Origin of the sequence: Ancylobacter gelatini (assembly GCF_022601675.1) — a bacterium.
Taxonomy (GTDB): domain Bacteria; phylum Pseudomonadota; class Alphaproteobacteria; order Rhizobiales; family Xanthobacteraceae; genus Ancylobacter; species Ancylobacter gelatini.
Window position 1 is genome coordinate 135414 of sequence record NZ_JAKVIL010000004.1, and the last position, 18750, is coordinate 154163.

Annotated in this window: 15 protein-coding genes; 7 read left to right on the plus strand and 8 right to left on the minus strand. The window is 67.9% G+C overall.

Annotation, left to right across the window (positions count from 1 at the left end):
- Nucleotides 1-114 precede the first annotated feature (114 nt).
- From MKI84_RS09000 to mazG, 7 genes are all read left to right on the plus strand, one after another.
- Nucleotides 115-1311 (plus strand): D-alanyl-D-alanine carboxypeptidase family protein, encoded by a 1197-nt coding sequence (locus MKI84_RS09000; RefSeq protein WP_241618711.1) that lies wholly within the window; start codon nt 115-117, stop codon nt 1309-1311.
- Between the two features lie 3 nt (nt 1312-1314).
- Nucleotides 1315-2064, plus strand: a complete 750-nt coding sequence (gene tmk / locus MKI84_RS09005) for a dTMP kinase (protein ID WP_241618713.1) — start codon at nt 1315-1317, stop codon at nt 2062-2064.
- 21 nt (nt 2065-2085) lie between these two features.
- Nucleotides 2086-3120, plus strand: a complete 1035-nt coding sequence (locus tag MKI84_RS09010; protein ID WP_241618715.1) for a DNA polymerase III subunit delta' — start codon at nt 2086-2088, stop codon at nt 3118-3120.
- 70 nt (nt 3121-3190) lie between these two features.
- Nucleotides 3191-4747 carry a methionine--tRNA ligase gene (gene metG, locus MKI84_RS09015; protein ID WP_241618717.1) on the plus strand — a complete coding sequence of 519 codons (1557 nt, stop codon included), beginning with the start codon at nt 3191-3193 and terminating at the stop codon, nt 4745-4747.
- Nucleotides 4744-5517: a TatD family hydrolase gene (locus tag MKI84_RS09020; protein WP_241618719.1), complete on the plus strand. Its 774-nt coding sequence runs from the start codon at nt 4744-4746 to the stop codon at nt 5515-5517. Before metG ends, MKI84_RS09020 begins: the two co-directional genes overlap by 4 nt.
- Nucleotides 5518-5536: 19 nt before the next feature.
- Nucleotides 5537-6337 (plus strand): MBL fold metallo-hydrolase, encoded by an 801-nt coding sequence (locus MKI84_RS09025; RefSeq protein ID WP_241618721.1) that lies wholly within the window; start codon nt 5537-5539, stop codon nt 6335-6337.
- A 117-nt stretch (nt 6338-6454) separates the two neighbouring features.
- Nucleotides 6455-7276: a nucleoside triphosphate pyrophosphohydrolase gene (gene mazG, locus MKI84_RS09030; protein WP_241618722.1), complete on the plus strand. Its 822-nt coding sequence runs from the start codon at nt 6455-6457 to the stop codon at nt 7274-7276.
- A 589-nt stretch (nt 7277-7865) separates the two neighbouring features.
- Here the strand turns inward: mazG and hflX are convergent.
- The 8 genes from hflX to ntrC form a co-directional block, all read right to left on the minus strand.
- Complete coding sequence (hflX, locus tag MKI84_RS09035; protein WP_425353817.1) at nt 7866-9266, minus strand: GTPase HflX; 1401 nt, start codon at nt 9264-9266, stop codon at nt 7866-7868.
- Nucleotides 9267-9280: 14 nt separating this feature from the next.
- A complete protein-coding gene (gene hfq / locus MKI84_RS09040) occupies nt 9281-9532 on the minus strand; it encodes an RNA chaperone Hfq (RefSeq protein WP_241618724.1) in 252 nt (83 codons plus the stop codon).
- A 168-nt stretch (nt 9533-9700) separates the two neighbouring features.
- Nucleotides 9701-10561 carry a D-amino-acid transaminase gene (locus tag MKI84_RS09045; RefSeq protein WP_241618726.1) on the minus strand — a complete coding sequence of 287 codons (861 nt, stop codon included), beginning with the start codon at nt 10559-10561 and terminating at the stop codon, nt 9701-9703.
- 21 nt (nt 10562-10582) lie between these two features.
- Nucleotides 10583-12031 carry a TrkH family potassium uptake protein gene (locus MKI84_RS09050; protein WP_241618730.1) on the minus strand — a complete coding sequence of 483 codons (1449 nt, stop codon included), beginning with the start codon at nt 12029-12031 and terminating at the stop codon, nt 10583-10585.
- A 27-nt stretch (nt 12032-12058) separates the two neighbouring features.
- A complete protein-coding gene (trkA, locus tag MKI84_RS09055; RefSeq protein WP_241618732.1) occupies nt 12059-13435 on the minus strand; it encodes a Trk system potassium transporter TrkA in 1377 nt (458 codons plus the stop codon).
- A 91-nt stretch (nt 13436-13526) separates the two neighbouring features.
- Entirely contained in the window at nt 13527-14894 is a 1368-nt protein-coding gene (gene ntrX / locus MKI84_RS09060) for a nitrogen assimilation response regulator NtrX (protein WP_241618734.1), read from the minus strand.
- A 14-nt stretch (nt 14895-14908) separates the two neighbouring features.
- Nucleotides 14909-17179: a sensor histidine kinase NtrY-like gene (locus MKI84_RS09065; RefSeq protein WP_241618736.1), complete on the minus strand. Its 2271-nt coding sequence runs from the start codon at nt 17177-17179 to the stop codon at nt 14909-14911.
- Between the two features lie 122 nt (nt 17180-17301).
- Nucleotides 17302-18747, minus strand: coding sequence for a nitrogen regulation protein NR(I) (gene ntrC, locus MKI84_RS09070; protein ID WP_241618738.1), 1446 nt, complete (start codon nt 18745-18747; stop codon nt 17302-17304).
- Nucleotides 18748-18750 lie beyond the last annotated feature (3 nt).

An 18750-nucleotide genomic window follows, 5' to 3' on the forward strand; every position in this document is an offset into this window, starting at 1 on the left:
CGGCATTAAGCATCAAACCTCCACCGCATTGCAGCAGCGGGTTCGGGCTGATAATCCTTGCCCCATGCCGGGGACGGCCTGCACAGCGCTGCGGAGCGAACGGCACGAGGCTGAATGATGCGGATTTTCGTGTGTCTGGTGCTCGCCCTGCTTGCCGCGCCCGGCGCGGCGCACGCGCAGCAGCCCCAGACGCCGACCATCGCCTCGCCCCAGGCCCTTCTGCTCGACTTTGAAAGCGGCACGGTGCTGTTCGAGCGCAATGCCGACACGCAGAACTTTCCCGGCTCGCTGGCCAAGCTGATGACCATGGCCGTCGTGTTCCGCGAGATCGCCGAAAAGCGCCTCTCGCCGGACACCGAGTTTCAGGTGAGCGAATATGCCTGGCGGCGGGGTGGGGCGCCCTCGGGGGGCGCGACCATGTTCGCGGCGCTGAAAAGCTCGATCAAGGTCAGCGACCTGATCCGCGGCACGATCATCCCGAACGGCAACGACGCCACCATCATCCTGGCCGAGGGCATCGCCGGCAACGAACTCGGCTTCTCGGGAATGATGAACCAGGAGGCCAAGCGGCTCGGCCTCGACAATTCGCGCTTCACCAACACCAATGGCCTGTCCGACCCGGACCAGAAGACCACGGCGCGCGATCTCGCCACGCTGGCGGCGCATATCATTCGCAGCTACCCGGACGAGTACAAGGTCTATAGCGAACCGGACTTCCTCTGGAGCAAGATCCGCCAGAACAACCGCAACCCGCTGCTCGGCATGAGCCTGGGCGCCGACGGGTTCCAGACCGGCTATCTCAAGGAAGCCGGCTTCAATCTCGTCGGCTCGGCAGTGCAGGGCGACCAGCGGCTGATCGTCGTGATCATGGGCGCCAAGACCGACCGCGAGCGCTCCGATGACGCCCGCAAGCTGCTGGAATGGGGCTTCCGCTCCTTCGAATCGCGCGTGCTGTTCGAGAAGGGGCAGGAGGTCGGCGAGGCCGTGCTCTATGGCGGGAATCGCGGCGGCGCACCGCTGACCGGGGTCGACACCATCCGCATTCTGGTGCCGCGCAATGGCGACCAGCGCATCACCGCCCGCATCCAGTATGAGGGGCCGGTCATGGCGCCGGTGGAGAAGGGAACGGAACTCGCCCGTCTCCGGGTGTTCCGCGGCGAGCAGGTCGCGCTCGACGTGCCGCTGGTGGCGGCCGAATCCGTGGCGGAAGGCCCGCTGTGGCGCCGCGCCATGGATGGCGCCTATGAGTTGGTCGTCGGCCTGCTGCGGCAGGGCTACACCAAGCTGGCAACGGTCAAGCTGACAGGCTGAACCATGGCCCCCCCCCGCCGTTTCAGCAGCAAGCCTGCCAGCGCCGCAACCGAGCCCACGGTGCGGCGCGGGCGCTTCATCACCTTCGAGGGCGGCGAGGGCGCCGGCAAGTCGACGCAGGTACGCCTGTTGAGCGAGCGCCTGCGCCAAAGCGGCATCCACGCCGCCACCACGCGCGAGCCCGGCGGTTCGCCCGGGGCGGAAATCATGCGCCATGTCGTGCTCTCCGGCGCCGCCAAGCCGCTCGGCCCGTTCGCCGAGGCCGCGCTGTTCGCGGCGGCACGGGCGGACCATCTCGACGTCACCATCCGCCCGACGCTGGCAAGCGGAAGCTGGGTGATCTGCGACCGCTTCGCCGATTCCACCCGCGCCTATCAGGGCGTGCTGGGCGATCTCGACCCGCGGCTGATCGCGGCGCTGGAATCGGTCACCGTCGGCGACACGCGGCCGGACCTGACTCTCATTCTCGACCTGCCGGCCGCCGAGGGCCTCGCCCGCGCCGCCGCGCGTTCCGGCAGCAATGCCGACCGCTTCGAGAGCGAGGATCTGAACTTCCACCTGCGGCTGCGCGAGGCGTTTCGCGACATCGCGACCCGCGAGCCGGCGCGCTGCGTGCTGATCGACGCCTCGGGCACGCCGGATGCGGTCGCGGATGCGGTGTGGCAGGTGGTGACCACGCGCCTCGGCGACTACCTGCCAAAGCGCCCCGGCCCGCCGCCCGCGCCGCAGCGCGTCGTGGCACGCCGGGCATGAGGGCGCGATGAGCGACGCCAAATGAGCGATACCCTCCCGGAAGCCGACCGCTTTGGCACCGCCCCCTCGCCGCGTGAGCGGCACGAGCTGTTCGGCCATGGCGAGGCCGAAGCGATGGTGCGCGAGGCCTGGAACGCCGGGCGCCTGCCCCATGCCCTGCTGATTGGCGGGCGTGAGGGCATCGGCAAGGCGACCTTTGCCTATCGCGTCGCGCGCTTCGTACTTGCGAACGGCGCGGCGCCCGCGGGCTCGATCGCGGTCGATCCGACCCATTCCGCCGCCCGGCAGGTCGATGCGCTCTCGCACCCCGATCTTCTGGTGCTGCGCCGCACGCCGAACGACAGCGGCAAGCTGCCCTCGATGATCCCGGCCGAACAGGTCCGCAAGGTGCGCTCCTTCTTCGGCTCCACGGCGGCGCTGGGTGGCTGGCGGGTGTGCATCGTCGACACGCTGGACGAGATGAACGCGCAAGGCGCGAACGCGCTGCTGAAAACGCTGGAGGAGCCGCCGACGCGCGCGCTGTTCCTGCTGGTGAGCCACGCGCCGGGCCGGCTGCTGCCGACCATCCGCTCGCGCTGCCGGGCCGTATCGCTGCGCCCGCTCGCCACCGGCGAGGTGGTCACCGCGCTGGAGAGCCTCGCAGGCGCGATGACCGACCTCGACGCCGCGCGCTTCCCCGAGGCGGCGGAGGCGAGCGAGGGCAGCGTGCGCGAGGCGCTGGCGCTGTTGACCGGCGACGGGCTGGCCGTGCGCAAGGCAACGCACGACCTGCTCGACCGCCTGCCCGATGTCGACCGCAAGGGCCTGCACGCGCTGGGCGAAAAACTGCAGGGCGACCGGGGAGGGGCGCTCGACAGCTTCGTCGCGACGGTCGAGAACTGGATTTCCGACCACGCCACCGGACGGCGGCAAAGCCCCTCGCTTCGCCTTGCACGCCTGCCGGAGGTGTGGGAGAAGGTTCGCCGCGCGGCGATCGACGCGGATACCTACAATCTCGACCGCAAGACGCTCGTCTTCAGGATCTTCGCGTCGCTTGACGAGGCCGTGCGTCGCTAACGCACCCGCCTCCCGGCGACGGGCCCTGACGGCACCCGGTCGCGGCGCTGACAGCTCAGGAAGTTCTCGCGTGAAACCCGCCTACTACATCACCACCGCCATCGACTACCCGAACGGCTTTCCTCATATCGGCCACGCCTATGAGAAGATCGCCTCCGACGCGCTCGCGCGCTTCAAGAAGCTGGACGGCTATGACGTCTACTTCCTGACCGGCACCGACGAGCACGGGCTGAAAATGGCGCAGACGGCGGAAAAGCAGGGGCTTACGCCGCTGGAATGGGCGACGAAGAACGCCACGCGCTTCAAGGAGATGGATGCGCTGCTGGGCGTCGACTACGACCGCTTCATCCGCACCACCGACCGGGACCATATCGTCTCGACGCAGGCGATCTGGGAGAAGATGGTCGCCAAGGGCGACATCTATCTCGGCGCGTATTCCGGCTGGTATTCGGTGCGTGACGAGGCCTATTACGCCGAGGACGAGACCAGCGTGAACGCCGACGGCGTGCGGCTCGGCCCGCAGGGTACGCCGGTGGAATGGACCGAGGAGAAGAGCTATTTCTTCCGCCTCTCGGCGTATCAGAACACGCTGCTCGCCTATTATGACGCGCACCCGGACTTCATCCGCCCCGATGTGCGGCGCAATGAGGTGACGAGCTTCGTCAAAAGCGGGCTGCAGGACCTCTCGATCAGCCGCACCACCTTCAGCTGGGGCATTCCGGTGCCCGGCGACGAGGCGCATGTGATGTATGTCTGGGTCGACGCCCTGACCAACTACATCACCGGCGTCGGCTATCCCGACACCGAGGGCGCGTCGTTCAAGCGGTTCTGGCCGGCGGACCTGCACGTCATCGGCAAGGACATCATCCGCTTCCACGCGGTGTACTGGCCCGCCTTCCTGCTCTCCGCCGGCCTTGAGCCGCCGAAGACCGTGTTCGCCCACGGCTTCATCCATAATCGCGGGGAGAAGATGTCGAAGTCGGTCGGCAATGTGATCGACCCGTTCGACCTTGCGAAGGCCTATGGCGTCGACGCGCTGCGCTATTTCCTGCTGCGCGAGATTCCGTTCGGGCAGGATGGCTCCTACAGCCACGAGGCCATCGTCGCGCGCACCAATGCCGACCTTGCCAACGACCTCGGCAACCTCGCCCAGCGCTCGCTCTCGATGATCGCCAAGAACCTCGGTGGCACGCTCCCCGAGCCCGGCCCGCTCTCGGCGGAAGACGCCGCCATCCTCGCCGGCGCCGACGCCATGGGCGCCAAGGTGCGCGAGGCGATGGAGGGCCAGCAGATTCACAACGCGCTGGCGGCGATCTGGGCCGTGGTTGCGGACGCCAACCGCTATTTCGCCGCCTCCGCGCCCTGGGAACTGCGCAAGAACGACCCGGAGCGCTTCGGCACCGTGCTGTGGACCACGGCCGAGGTGATCCGGCAGGTCGCGATTCTCGCCCAGCCCTTCGTGCCGGTGAGCGCGGGCAAGCTGCTCGACCTGATCGCCGTGCCGGCCGAGGGCCGCGACTTCGCCACGCTCGGCGAGGCCGGGCGGCTGAAGGGCGGCACGGTGCTGCCGGCCCCGGCGCCGGTGTTCCCGCGCTATGTCGAGCCCGAGGCGGCGGCGGGCGCATGATCGTCGACAGCCATTGCCATCTCGACTTCCCGGATTTTTCCGCCGAGCTCGACGCCGTGGTCGAGCGGGCGAGGGCGGCCGGGGTGGGGCGCCTGGTCACCATCGGCACCCGCATCCGCCGCGCGGGCGAGGTCAAGGCGATCGCCGAGCGTTTCGACGACGTGTTCTGCTCGGTCGGCACGCACCCGCACAATGCCGGCGAGGAAGTCGACGTGACGCTGGACGAACTGCTGCGCGAGGCCGACCATCCCAAGGTGGTGGCGATCGGCGAGGCGGGGCTCGACTATCATTACGATACCGCGCCACGCGAGGCGCAGGCCGCCGGCTTCCGCATGCACATCGCCGCCGCGCGGCAGACCGGGCTGCCGCTGGTGATCCACGCCCGCGACGCCGACGAGGACACCGCCGCGATCCTTGAGGAAGAGAGCGCCAAGGGCGCCTTTCCCTTCGTGCTGCACTGCTTCACCGCCGGGCCCGATCTTGCGCGTCGCGCCGTCGCGCTGGGCGGCTATGTGTCGTTCTCCGGCATATTGACCTTCAAGACCGGCGCGCCGCTGCGCGAGATCGCGGCCTCGCTGCCGGAGGACCGGCTGCTGGTGGAGACCGACGCGCCGTATCTCGCGCCGAATCCGTGGCGGGGAAAGCGCAACGAGCCTTCCTATGTGGTGGAGACCGCCCGTATATTGGGCGAGACACGCGGTCTGTCGCGCGAGGACATCGCCGCCGTGACCACGCGCAATTTCTTCCGCCTGTTCTCCAAGGCCAGCTGACACAGGACGCATCCCCGGCATGGCTTTCCACTTCACCATTCTCGGCTGCGGCTCCTCGGGCGGGGTGCCGCGAGTCGGGCAGGGGTGGGGGGCCTGCGACCCCACGGAACCGAAGAACCGCCGCCGCCGCTGCTCGATGCTGGCCGAGCGCTACGCGGAAGGCGAGGGGCGCCCTACCCGTGTTCTGATCGACACCTCGCCGGACCTGCGCGAACAATTGCTCGACGCGCACGTCGACCGGCTCGACGCGGTGCTGTTCACCCACGAGCACGCCGACCACACCCACGGCATCGACGATCTGCGCCCGCTCACCATCCAGCACCGGCGGCGCATCGACGTGCATGTCGACGCCGAGACCTCGGCCGTGCTGCACCAGCGCTTCGGCTACTGCTTCCAGACGCCGCCGGGCAGCGACTATCCGCCAATCCTCACCGAGCATCGGTTCGGCGACGGGGACGCCATCCGCATTCCCGGACCCGGCGGGACGCTGGAGGCGCTGGCGTTCCGGCAGTTCCACGGCAACATCTCGTCCTATGGCTTCCGCATTGGCGGGCTGGCTTATTCCAGCGACCTGCACGACCTGCCGCCGTCGAGCCTGCCTTATCTGGAAGACCTCGACGTCTGGGTGATCGACGCGCTGCGCTACACGCCGCACCCGACGCATTTCTCGCTGAGCGAGGCGCTGGGCTGGATCGAGCGCATGAAGCCGCGCCGGGCCGTGCTGACCAACCTGCACACCGATCTGGATTACGAGACGCTGCGCCGAGAACTGCCGGCGCACATCATCCCGGCCTATGACGGCCTGAAAATCGAGACCTGACAGCAGGTTGCCGCCAATTTCGCAAGCAGCTCCCATGTCGTCATATCCGTTTGTTTTCCATAATATGTCTTCTGCGAATCATATCTGGCGCAGAAACCAGCCGGTGGAGATGCCGTCTTGAAGCCCTCTCGCGATATTGGCCGGCTCCTTGAAATCATGGCCGCGCTGCGCACGCCGGAGACCGGCTGCCCGTGGGACCTGGAACAGGACTTCGCCTCGATCGCGCCCTACACCATCGAGGAGGCCTATGAGGTGGCCGATGCCATAATGCGCGGCGACCTCGACGATCTGTGCGACGAGCTGGGCGACCTGCTGCTTCAGGTGGTGTTCCACGCGAGGATGGCTCAGGAGCGCGGCGCCTTCGATTTCGGCGACGTGGTGACGGCGGTGACCACCAAGATGATACGCCGCCATCCTCACGTCTTCGGCGAAGCGCGCGGGCGCGGTGTCGCCGCGGTGAACGCGGCGTGGGAAGAGATCAAGGCGGACGAGAAACGGCTGAAGGCCGAGCGGCGGGCCGCACGGGGACTGCCGGGCGAGGCGAAGGCGCGCACGCTGGATGGGGTGGCGGTGGGGGCGCCTGCCCTCACCCGCGCGGTGAAGCTGCAGGCCAAGGCCGCGCGCGTCGGCTTCGACTGGCCGGACACGGTTCAGGTGATCGACAAGATCCGCGAGGAAATCGTCGAGGTCGAGGCCGAAATCGCCAGCGGCGACCGCGCGGCGGCGGCTGGCGAGGTCGGCGACCTGCTGTTCGCGCTCGCCAATCTGGCGCGCCATCTCGGCGTCGATCCGGAGGCGGCGCTGCGCGGCACCAATGAGAAGTTCACCCGCCGCTTCGGCCATATCGAGGACGCGCTGGAGGCGCAGGGCCGCGCCCCGCAGGACGCCAGCCTCGATGAGATGGAAGCGCTCTGGCAGCAGGCCAAGGGGCGGGAGTAGGACGGCGAAAGCCTCCGCTTGGCAGAGGATCGGGCAGGGACGCCCTGCCCTGCGCGCCGCATTCGCCGGCACCGGGACTGTTTCACGGAATGCCGTTCGGTTTGACGGACGGCGCGGCGGCGGTTTGGCAAGGCGTTGGCGCGACAGCATAAATCACGGAATCTTGCCGTCCTGTTACGAGCGGCGCGGATGACGCGGTGCTGTGGCGCACGGATCGCTCGCGACGGGACACGTTTCGCGTCGCGCGATTCCGAGAGTGTCGCACGCCCGTCCCGAAAGGATGATTGAAGGCGAAGGGGCGGACGGCATTGTGCGAGGGTGCGGTGGTAGCCGGCCTGCGTGCTTCGAGGCTGCCCCGTGCCCCCACCTCGGCATCACGGAGCGAGCTTGCCACCTTGAAGAAAGGGGCCTCGCCCGCACGACGGGCATTCCGGGCGTCGTCGGTTCCGGCGGCAGCAGCCTGCGCGCTTCGGCACCGGCTGGTTAGCGCTTCGGCAGACGGATCGAGGTTTCCCGGCTCCGAAGCCCGTTGATACTGACCCGCCGGCGCCAATGCGTTTCGACGGATGCGCGGGAAGGCCGAGCCCGCTCAGTGCGCGCTCGGCGCTTTCGAGCGTCGCGCCTGGAACCGCCGCTCGATGTGCTCGGCGCGCTCGGGGGGCACGCGCACCGCGAGATTGACGCGCCCATCCACGGCGTCGCGGCGCTCCAGAACCTCGGTGTTGCGGTAGAGCCAGCTCAGGCCCTCGCCGTCGGACGGGTCGAGGTCGAGGGTGAGTGTGATGCGCTCGCGGGCGAGGCGCTCGCGGATGGCATCGCGCAGGGTGTCGAGCCCCTCCCCGGTCAGCGCCGAGACCGGAATCGGCCGTGCATCGCCGGTGCGGCGCTCCGCCGTGTTGAAGATGCGGGTGCGACCGTCCTCGTCCATCAGGTCGATCTTGTTCCACACCTCGATCAGGCGGTGGTCGTCGGTCGGGTCGATGTCGAGATCGGCCAGCACGCTTTCGACGTCATGCGCCTGCGCCTCGGCGTCCTCATGGGCCATGTCGCGGACATGGAGGATGAGATCGGCCTCGATGACCTCTTCCAGCGTGGCGCGGAAGGCGGCGACAAGCTGGGTCGGCAGGTCGGAGATGAAGCCGACCGTATCGGAAAGGATCACCCGCTCGCCGCTGCCGAGCTCGATGGCGCGCAGGGTCGGGTCGAGCGTGGCGAACAGGAGGTCCTTGGCCATCACGTCGGCGCGGGTCAGCCGGTTGAACAGCGTCGACTTGCCGGCATTGGTGTAGCCGACCAGCGCCACGACCGGATAGGGCACCTTCTTGCGGCTGGCGCGGTGCAGGGCGCGGGTGCGCTTCACCTGCTCCAGTTCGCGCTCGATCTTGGTGATGCGCTCGCCGATGATGCGCCGGTCGGCCTCGATCTGGGTCTCGCCCGGGCCGCCGAGAAAGCCGAAGCCGCCGCGCTGGCGTTCCAGATGGGTCCAGGAGCGCACCAGACGGCTTTTCTGGTAGTTGAGGTGGGCAAGCTCCACCTGAAGCACGCCTTCCTTGGTGCGCGCCCGCTGGCCGAAGATTTCGAGGATCAGCGCCGTGCGGTCGATGACCTTGGCCGACCACGCCTTTTCGAGGTTGCGCTGCTGCACCGGGCTGAGCGGGGCGTCGACGAAGACGAGACCCGCCTCCTCCGCCTTCACGATACCGGCGATCTCCTCGACCTTGCCGGTGCCGAGATAGGTGGCGGGGCGCACCTGCGAGAGGCCGACCAGCGTCGCGGCGACGACATCAAGGTCGATGGCCATGGCGAGGCCGACCGCCTCGTCGAGCCGGGCCTCAGGTGAGCGCAAGCGTTCCTCGCCCTCGACCGCCTTGCGGGTGAGGTGAGGGACGAGGACCACCACGCGCGTGGCGTCCCCTGCCCCTTCGAGGCTCGGCGGCAGACCGGCGTCGGACGGTGCCCCGCCCGGCCGCCTGCGGCTTCTGATTTCCAAGTCGCCCTTCCAGATCAGCTCTTCTCGGGCGTCTCGTCCGGCTCGAAGAGCTGAACGGGATGACCGGGCATGATGGTCGAAATGGCATGCTTGTAGACAAGCTGCGAATGACCGTCCCGCCGCAGCAGGACGCAGAAATTATCGAACCACGTCACGACCCCCTGGAGTTTCACTCCATTGACGAGGAAGATCGTGAGCGGCGTCTTGTTCTTGCGGACGTGGTTGAGAAAGGTGTCCTGGAGGTTCTGCGAACGTTCCGCGGCCATGGTTTTTTTGATCCGTTGTTTGTTGTTGGTACTTCGTCGGCGCGGTCGTTTTCATCGGCCGGCAGGGACCCGTCCGGGGGCCCTAAGCGTCTGAAAACGTGCAGTACAAGCATCGCACACCATGCTTATCGCGCAAGACGCTTTCGCGATAGCTCGCGGAAGCTGCTGTCAGCGTGCGATTTCCGCCACGGAATGGAACAGCTCCCGCAGCTTGCGCACCACCGGGCCGGGGCTTCCCCCGCCGATCGGCTGCCCGTCGATTCGCACCACCGGCATCGCGATGGTGGTCGCCGACGACAGGAACGCCTCGCGCGCCGCCAGCGCCTCGGCGACGGTGAAGGCCCGCTCCTCGATGCGAAGCTGCAATTGCTCGGCGACCTCGAACATCACGGTGCGGGTGATGCCGCGCAGGATGCCGTGCTCGGCCGGCCGTGTGCGCAGCACGCCATCCTGCGTGACGATCCACGCATTGGTGGAGCCGCCTTCCGTCACATGGCCGTCGGCGTCGACGAACCACGCCTCCCGCGCCCCGGCTTCGCGCGCGGCCTGCTTGGCGAGCACGTTCGGCAGCAGGCCGACGGTCTTGATGTCCACCCGGTCCCAGCGGTTCTCCGGCACGGTGATGACCGCGACGCCCTCGATGGCCAGCGCCTCGTTCTTCGCGGCATCGACCCGGCGCGCGGTGACCACCACGGAGGGCGGCACCTCCGGTACCGGGAAATAATGGTCGCGCCGCGCCACGCCGCGCGTGACCTGAAGATAGACGAAGCCGTCGCGTACCCGGTTGCGGCGGACGGTTTCGCGCAGCACCACGCCGAGCGCGTGGAGCGGCATGGGCAGGCGGATCCGCAATTCGCGCAGCGAGCGCACCAGGCGCTCCATGTGCCGGCGCTCGTCCACCATGCGGCCGGCGCGCACCTCACAGACCTCGTAGACGCCATCGCCGAACTGGTAGCCGCGATCCTCCACATGCACGCCGGCATCGGCATGCACCACGTAGAGGCCGTTCACATAGGCGACGCGCGACATGTTCCCCAATCCTCAATCCCGTCAGCGACGCCACAGGGCGAAATTCACCAGCCCAAGCACCACGAGGATCTCCAGCCGGCCCAGAATCATCGTGATCGCTAGTATAAGCTGGGCATAGGCCGGTAGCGTGCCCCAGTCGGGCCAAATCTGCCCGGTTTCCCAGCCGGCGGCATAGACCGGGCCGGCATTGCTCAGCGCCGCCATCGCCGCGACGAACGCCGCCTCGAAGCTCGGCATGACCGGAGCAAGCGCCACGGTCACGGTCACGATGGTGGTGCAGGCGACGCCGAAGCTGATCCAGATCGCCTTCATCATCTGCAGCGAGACGTTCTGCTGGCCCAGCCGACGCGGGCGCACCGCATTGGGATGCACCAGCCGGTCCACCTCGCGGCGGCCCTGCAGGATCATGACGCCGACGCGGTACATCTTGATGCCGCCGGAGGTCGAGAAGGTCGCCCCGCCAATGAACACGGCCAGCAGCACCAGCGTGATCGGTAGAGCGGTGAAGGCGCCGGCATGCGGCTCGACGCCCATGGTGGTCACCAGCGCGATCGCCGTGAACAGCCCGTCCTCCAGCGCCAGCGGCAGCGAGCGCCCGCCCAGCGGGGTGTTGAACCAGGTGGCGGCTGCGATGATGCCGAGCAGCAGGCTCACGCCCAGCACCGCCGTGTTCTCTTGCTGGCCGAAGGCGAGGCGGAAGCGCCGCGTCAACAGCAGGCGGTGCCACAGCACGCTGGTGCCACCCACCAGCATGAACACCATCATCACCAGCTTCACGCTGAAATGCCCATAGGCGGCCATGCCATCGGCGTCGGGCAGCAGCCCGCCGGTGGACAGCGCCGCGCCGGCGAGGCCGAGCGCATCGAACATCCGCACGCCGCAGGCGAACAGCAGCAGCGTGCACAGCACCGTGGCGCCGAGATAGACCGGCAGCACCTGCCGCACCGCATCGTCCAGCGCCATCGCCTCGGTCGCGCCGGTGAGGTTGGCGCGGGCCGAACGGTCCGGCAGGCCGCCAATGCCGGCGGGCGCCAGCACCGCGACCACGCCGACCAGAGTCAGCAGGCCACCGCTCCATTGCAGCGTCAGCAGCCAGGCAATGGTGGCGCGGGGCACGTCCTCCAGCTCGTGGATCTGGATCGATCCGGAGGTGGTGAAGGCCGAGACCGCCTCCATCCACGCCTGAAGCGGGCCAAGCGACGTGGTCGCCGCGATGGGAAAGGCCGCGATCACCGGCGTGCCGAGCCACAGCGCGACCAGCAGCACATAGGACGACAGGCGGTCGATCCGCTCCCGGCGATTGCGCACCGCGAGGTACATGGCACCGGCACCGAACACGGTCAGCAGCGCGGTCATGAGGAACACGCCGGCGCCCGCCTCCTGACGCAGCACCGCGATGATCGACGACACCAGCAGGAAGCCGGCCATGACCGCGGCGACCAGCGCGCTGTTCCGGGCAACCGCGATCATGGCGCCAAAACTCTCACCGGATGCCTCTCAGAAGAATTCGAGGCTGACGCGGAACAATTGCTCGACGCGCTTCACCCGGTCCGCCAGCGCGAACATCACCACCCGGTCGCGGGCCTGGATCACCGTGTCGCCACGCGGCAGCAGCACCCGGCCGCCGCGCACCACGGCGCCGATGCGCATGCCGTCGAACAGATCGAGGCTCTTGAGCGGCTGGCCGACCAGCGGCGAGGTTTCCAGCGCCTCGGCCTCGATCACCTCCCCTGCCCCGTTCAGCAGCGAATGCACGCCCCGGATGCGGCCCTTGCGGACATATTGCAGGATCTTGGAGACGGTGATCTGGCGCGGATTCACATAGGCGTCGATGCCCAGCCCGCGCGCGAAGGCCGGGTAGTTGGAATCGTTCAGCAGCGACAGCATGCGCCGCGCGCCGAGTTCGCGCGACAACAGGCAGGACAGGATGTTGACGCGGTCGTCATTGGTCACCGCGATCATGGTATCGGCATCGCCGACATTGGCCTCGTCGAGGATCAGCCGATCCAGCGCGCTGCCGCGCAGCACGACGGTCTTGCCCAGTTCCTGCGCGATGGCCTCGGCGCGCTCGGGATTGTCCTCGATCAGCTTGACCCGCGCACGCGGATTGCGCGCCTCAAGCTCGCGCGCAACATAGAGCCCGATATTGCCGCCGCCGCCGATGACGATGCGGTGGGCCGGCGGCTCGTCATGGCCGAAGATCGACAGGGCGCGCGTCACCTGATCGCTTTGCGCGACAAAATAAGCGAGGTCGCCGGCAATGAGCTGATCGCTGGAGCGCGGCACGAACACCTTGCCCTTGCGGTTCACCGCGACCACCACGGCCCGCAAATCCGGGAACAGGTCGGTGAGCTGGCGCAGCGGCGTGTCGAGGACCGGGCATTCCTCCTCGCAACGCACGCCGACCACCACCACCTCGCCATCGGCGAAGCTGACCGTATCCACGGCGCCCGGCAGCGAGAGCCGGCGCAGCACCATCTCGCCGACCTCGATCTCCGGCGAAATGACGACATCGATCGGCAGATGGTCGCGCGAGAACAGATCGCGCCAGTGGCCCTGCAGGTAGCTCTGGGCGCGCACGCGGGCGATCTTGGTCGGCACGTCGAACAGAGCATGACCGACCTGGCAGGCGATCATGTTCACCTCGTCGTGCAGCGTCACGGCGATGAGCATGTCGGCCGCTTCCAGCCCGGCGCGGGCCAGCACGTCCGGGTGCGAGCCGTGGCCGACGAAGCCGCGCACGTCCAGCGTGTCGGTCACCGCCTGGATGAGGCGCGGCGACGTGTCGATGATGGAGACGTCGTTCTGCTCGGCCGCCAGTCGCTCCGCAATGCCGAAGCCGACCTGACCCGCGCCGCAGATGACGACCTTCATGGCGATCCCCTATGCACGGTCCGCAACGACCCTGCCCCGCTCCCGCGTGAGTCCGCGGAAGGCACAAGGTCTACACGAGTTGAGGCCGCACTCAACCGATGCCGAGCGCTTTGAGCTTGCGATGCAGCGCCGAGCGCTCCATCCCCACGAATTCGGCGGTGCGCGAGATATTGCCGCCGAACCGGCTGATCTGGGCCACCAGATATTCGCGCTCGAACACCTCGCGGGCATCGCGCAGCGGCAGGCCCATCAGGTGCTCGCCGCCACTGCCATTGGGCAGGCTGGGGACCAGCGAGCCCACATCGGGCGGCAGCATGTCGGCGGTGACCGCCGCATCGGCATCGCCGGTCGCGAGGATCAGCAGGCGCTCGATATTGTTGCGCAACTGGCGGACATTGCCGGGCCAGTCATGGGACTGAAGAACCGCGAGCGCATCGTCGGCGATGCGCCGGCGCGGCAGGCCGGTGCCCTGCGAAATCTGGTCGAGGAAGAACTCCACCAGCTCCGGCACATCCTCGCGCCGCTCGGCGAGCGGGGGGACGCGGATCGGCACCACGCCCAGCCGGTGGTAGAGGTCTTCGCGGAAGCGGCCCTCGACGATCTCGTTCTCCAGATTGCGCGCGGTAGACGAGATGATGCGCACATCCACCGAGACGCGGGTGGCCCCGCCCACGCGCAGGAAGTTCTGGTCCACTAGCACGCGCAGGATGCGGTTCTGGGTCTCGCGCGGCATGTCGGCCACTTCGTCGATGAACAGGGTGCCGCCATGGGCCTCCTCCAGCGCGCCGACCTGCCGGCCCTGCCCGCCCGCGCTCTCGACGCCGAACAGCTCGACCTCCATGCGCTCGGGCGTGATCGCGGCGGCATTGATCACCACGAACGGCCCCTTGGCGCGGGCCGAGGCGGCATGGAGCATGCGCGCGGTCAGCTCCTTGCCGGCGCCCGACGGGCCGACGATCATGATGCGGCTATTGGTGGGCGCGACGCGCTCGATGGTCTGGCGCAGCTGGTTGATCACCGAAGACCGCCCGACGAGCTGCTGTGTCATCGGCGCGCGCTGCTTGAGGTCGCGCACCTCGCGCTTCAGCCGCAGCGTTTCCAGCGCGCGGTTGGCGACGAGGATCAGCCGGTCGGAGTTGAACGGCTTCTCGATGAAGTCGTAGGCGCCCTGCTTGATGGCGGCGACGGCGGTCTCGATGGTGCCGTGGCCGGAGATCATCACCACCGGAAGCTCCGGGTGGTTCTGCCGGATCACTTCGAGCAGCTGCAACCCGTCGAGCTTGGAGCGTTCGATCCAGATGTCGAGGAAGATGAGATGCGGCCGGCGCGCCTCGATGGCGGCCAGCGCCTCGTCGCTGTCCTTGGCGGTGCGGGTGGCATAGCCCTCGTCTTCGAGAATGCCGGCCACCAGCCCGCGAATGTCGGCCTCGTCGTCGACGATCAGAATGTCGGTCGCCATGAGCCCAATCTCCCTTAGCCGGCAGCGATGCCGGACGCGGCATGTCCGCCGGTCTTGTTGTCGAGGATGGGAGCCGCACCGCCGCCGTCGCGCGCGAGGGTGAGGCGGATCCAGGCGCCGCGTCCCTCGGGCGCATCGTCGAGCTCGATGCCGCCGCCGTGTTCTTCCATGATCTTGCCGACGATGGCGAGGCCAAGGCCGGTGCCCTTCTCGCGCGTCGTCACATAGGGTTCCAGCAGGCGCGCCCGGTTCTCGGTGGGCAGGCCCTTGCCGTTATCGATGACGTCGATCGTCACCATGCGCTCATCCGCATGCACCGCCACCTTGATGCGCGGCGGCGAATTGCGCTCCTCAGGCTCAACACCTGCAAGGGCTTCGGTGGCGTTCTTCACAATATTGGTGAGCGCCTGAGAGATCAGCCGGCGGTCGAACCGGGCGATCACGGGGCTCTCCGGCAGGGTGAGGTCGATGGCGATGTCGGGATTGCCCACCCGCATCAGGAACACGACCTGCCGCGCCGTCTCGCCGATATCCTGCGCCTCGGCCACCGGCTTGGGCATGCGGGCGAAGGAGGAGAACTCGTCCACCATGCGCCCGATATCGCCGACCTGCCGGATGATGGTCTCGGTGCACTGGTCGAACACCTCGCGGTCCTCGCCGATCACCTTGCCGTAGCGCCGGCGCAGCCGCTCGGCAGAGAGCTGGATCGGGGTCAGCGGGTTCTTGATCTCATGGGCGATGCGCCGGGCCACATCCGCCCAGGCGGAGGAGCGCTGCGCCACCACCAGCTCGGTGATGTCGTCCAGCGTCACCACCCAGCCGCGATCGGCCTCGCGCGACCGCTCGGTGGTGAAGCGCACCGCGATCACCCGGTCGCGACCATTGCGGGTGAGCGTGGTGTTGGCCTGCACGCTGAGCTGGTTGGAGCCCATCGCTTCGGTCAGCAGCGCATCGATCTCCGGGATCACCTCGCGCAGGCTCTTGCCCAGCACCTCGCCCTCGGTGACGCCGAGCAGCTTTTCGGCCGGGCGGTTGATGATCGAGATGCTGCCGTGGGAATCAAGGCCGATCACGCCCGCGCCGACGCCGGAGAGCACCGCCTCGGTGAAGCGGCGGCGGGTGTCGATCTGGTCGCGCGCCTGCACCAGGTCGTCGCGCTGGGTGCGCAGTTCCTGCGTCATCTTGTTGAAGGTCTCGGCAAGGCTCGACAGGTCGCCTTCGGCGCGGTGGACCGGCACCTCGACATAAAGGTTGCCCGCCGCCACCAGGTCGGCCGCGCCGATCAGCCGGCGGATTGGCGCCACCAGCCGGTTGGCGAAATGGATGCCCAGCCAGACCGCGCACAGCAGCACCGTGAGCGAGATCACCGCATAAAGCAGCGCGAACGCCACCTGCACGCCGATGCGCTGCTGTTCGAGGTTGCGATAATCGGCGACCGCCGCCTGCGTCTCTTTGAGGTATTCAATAACCTTCGGGTCGACAGGGCGGGCGACATAGAGGAACAGGTCGTCGAAGTCCTTCAGCGGGATCACTGCCCCGACGAAATCGGCGTCGTTGGGCAGGTAGATCAGCGGCTGTTCCTCGGTGGCGTCCTGCACCGCGAGGTTGGACGGCACGAGGAACTCTCGGCCGACGCGGATGGTGGCACGGTCGACGATCGACAGGTCGCGCTGGATCACCATCGCGGCGGGCAGGCCGCGCACCACGGCTTGCGCGGTCATGGCCTGACGGAAGCGGCTGCGGTCCTGATCCCAGAGCGGGCGTATGCGCTGGAGATCGCGCGCCATGCCCATGACGTCGCCGCGGATCGAATAGGCGTGCTCGCGCACATAGGTCTGCGCCACCGACACCGCATTGTCGACGATGGCGCGGGTGCGCACCGAGAACCAGCGGTCGAGGCCGCGGTCCAGCGTGATCGAGGCCAGCAGGGCGACGAGGATGGCCGGCACCACGGCGACGATGCCGAACAGGCCGACGATGCGCACATGCAGCCGCGCCGCCGCCCTGCCCCGCCGCCGGGCCTTCACGATGCGCCACACCTCGCGGCCGATGATGCCAAGCAGCACCAGCGACATGAAGCCGTTGAGGCACAGGACGACGATGACGATTTCCTGCGAGGGCACCAGCGGGGTGATGCCGATCAGGATGATGAAGCTCACCAGCGCGGTGACGAGCGCCGCCAGCACGGCGAGCGGCGGCAGGCCCCACAGCGAAAAGCGGAAGCCCATGGCGCCGAAATCGAGCGTGTCGCCTTTCTCGGGTCCGTGGGTCGGGGTGTCGCTCATTCATCACCACTGTGACGGGGAGTGAATCGCCCCGTCAGGTGTGATGCAGTGTAACTACACTGGTGCAAAAATGTGACAGAAACCGCGCATGCCCGATTTTATTCACCGAAAGCGCGGCCCCGTCATCGGCTCGTGCGGATTATCTGGATGTCGAGATCCCGGATCTTCTTGCGCAGCGTGTTGCGATTAAGCCCCAGCAATTCGGCCGCCTTGATCTGGTTTCCGCGCGTCGCCGCCAGCGCGGCGGAGAGCAGCGGATACTCCACATCCTTGAGAATGCGGTGATAGAGGCCGGGCGGGGGAAGATTGTCACCGAACTCACCGAAATAGGTGTTCATGTGGCGCTCGACCGAGGAGGACAGCGTCTCGTCCTGCCCGCCCTCCTCCGGCGAGGAATTGGCGATCGGCGTCGCCAGTTCCGCCTCGATGATCGAGGCGGTGATGATCTCCTGCGGGTAGAGCGCGGCGAGGCGACGGATCAGGTTTTCCAGCTCGCGCACATTGCCCGGCCAGCGGTAGCGCTTGAGCCGGTCGAGCGCGGCGGCATCGATCTGCTTGCGCGGCAGGCCCTCGCGCTCGGCCTGGAGGAAGAAGTGGCGGGCGAGGTCCGGCACGTCCTCGGCACGCTCGCGCAGCGGCGGCAGGCGCAGCGGCACGACGTTGAGGCGGAAGAACAGGTCCTCGCGGAACAAGCCCTGCTGGATGAGGATCCGCAGGTCCTTGTTGGTGGCGGCGACGATGCGCACATCGGTCTTGATCGCGGTGCGCCCGCCAACCGTGGTGTATTCGCCCTGCTGGAGCACGCGCAGCAGCCGGGTCTGTGCCTCCATCGGCATGTCGCCGATCTCGTCGAGGAACAGGGTGCCGCCCTCGGCCTGCTCGAAGCGGCCGGCGGAGCGGGCATTGGCGCCGGTGAACGCCCCCTTCTCATGGCCGAACAGCTCGGATTCGATGAGGTCGCGCGGGATCGCCGCCATGTTGATGGCGACGAACGGCCCGTTGCGGCGCTTGCCGTAATCGTGGAGCGCGCGCGCCACCAGCTCCTTGCCGGTGCCGCTCTCGCCCGCGATCATCACGGTGAGGTCGGTCTGCATCAGCCGGGCGAGGACGCGGTAGATGTCCTGCATCGCCGGCGAGCGGCCGACCAGCGGGATGTTGTCGGTCTCGTCGCCGCCGGAGCGCAGGGCGGCTTCCGGCTTCTTCGGCTCCGACAGCGCGCGGCCGACGATGGCGATCAGCTCCTTCAGGTCGAAGGGCTTGGGCAGATATTCATAGGCGCCGCGCTCGGAGGCGCGGATCGCGGTCATGAAGGTGTTCTGCGCGCTCATGACGATGACCGGCAGATCCGGGCGAACCTTCTTGATGCGCGGCAGCAGGTCGAAGGCGTTCTCGTCCGGCATCACCACATCGGTGATCACGAGGTCGCCGTCGCCCTGGCTGACCCAGCGCCACAGCGTGGCGGCGTTGCCGCAGGAGCGCACTTCATATCCCGCCCGCGACAATGCCTGATTGAGCACCGTGCGGATCGCGGCGTCATCATCGGCTACAAGGATGCTTCCCGTCGGCATAGG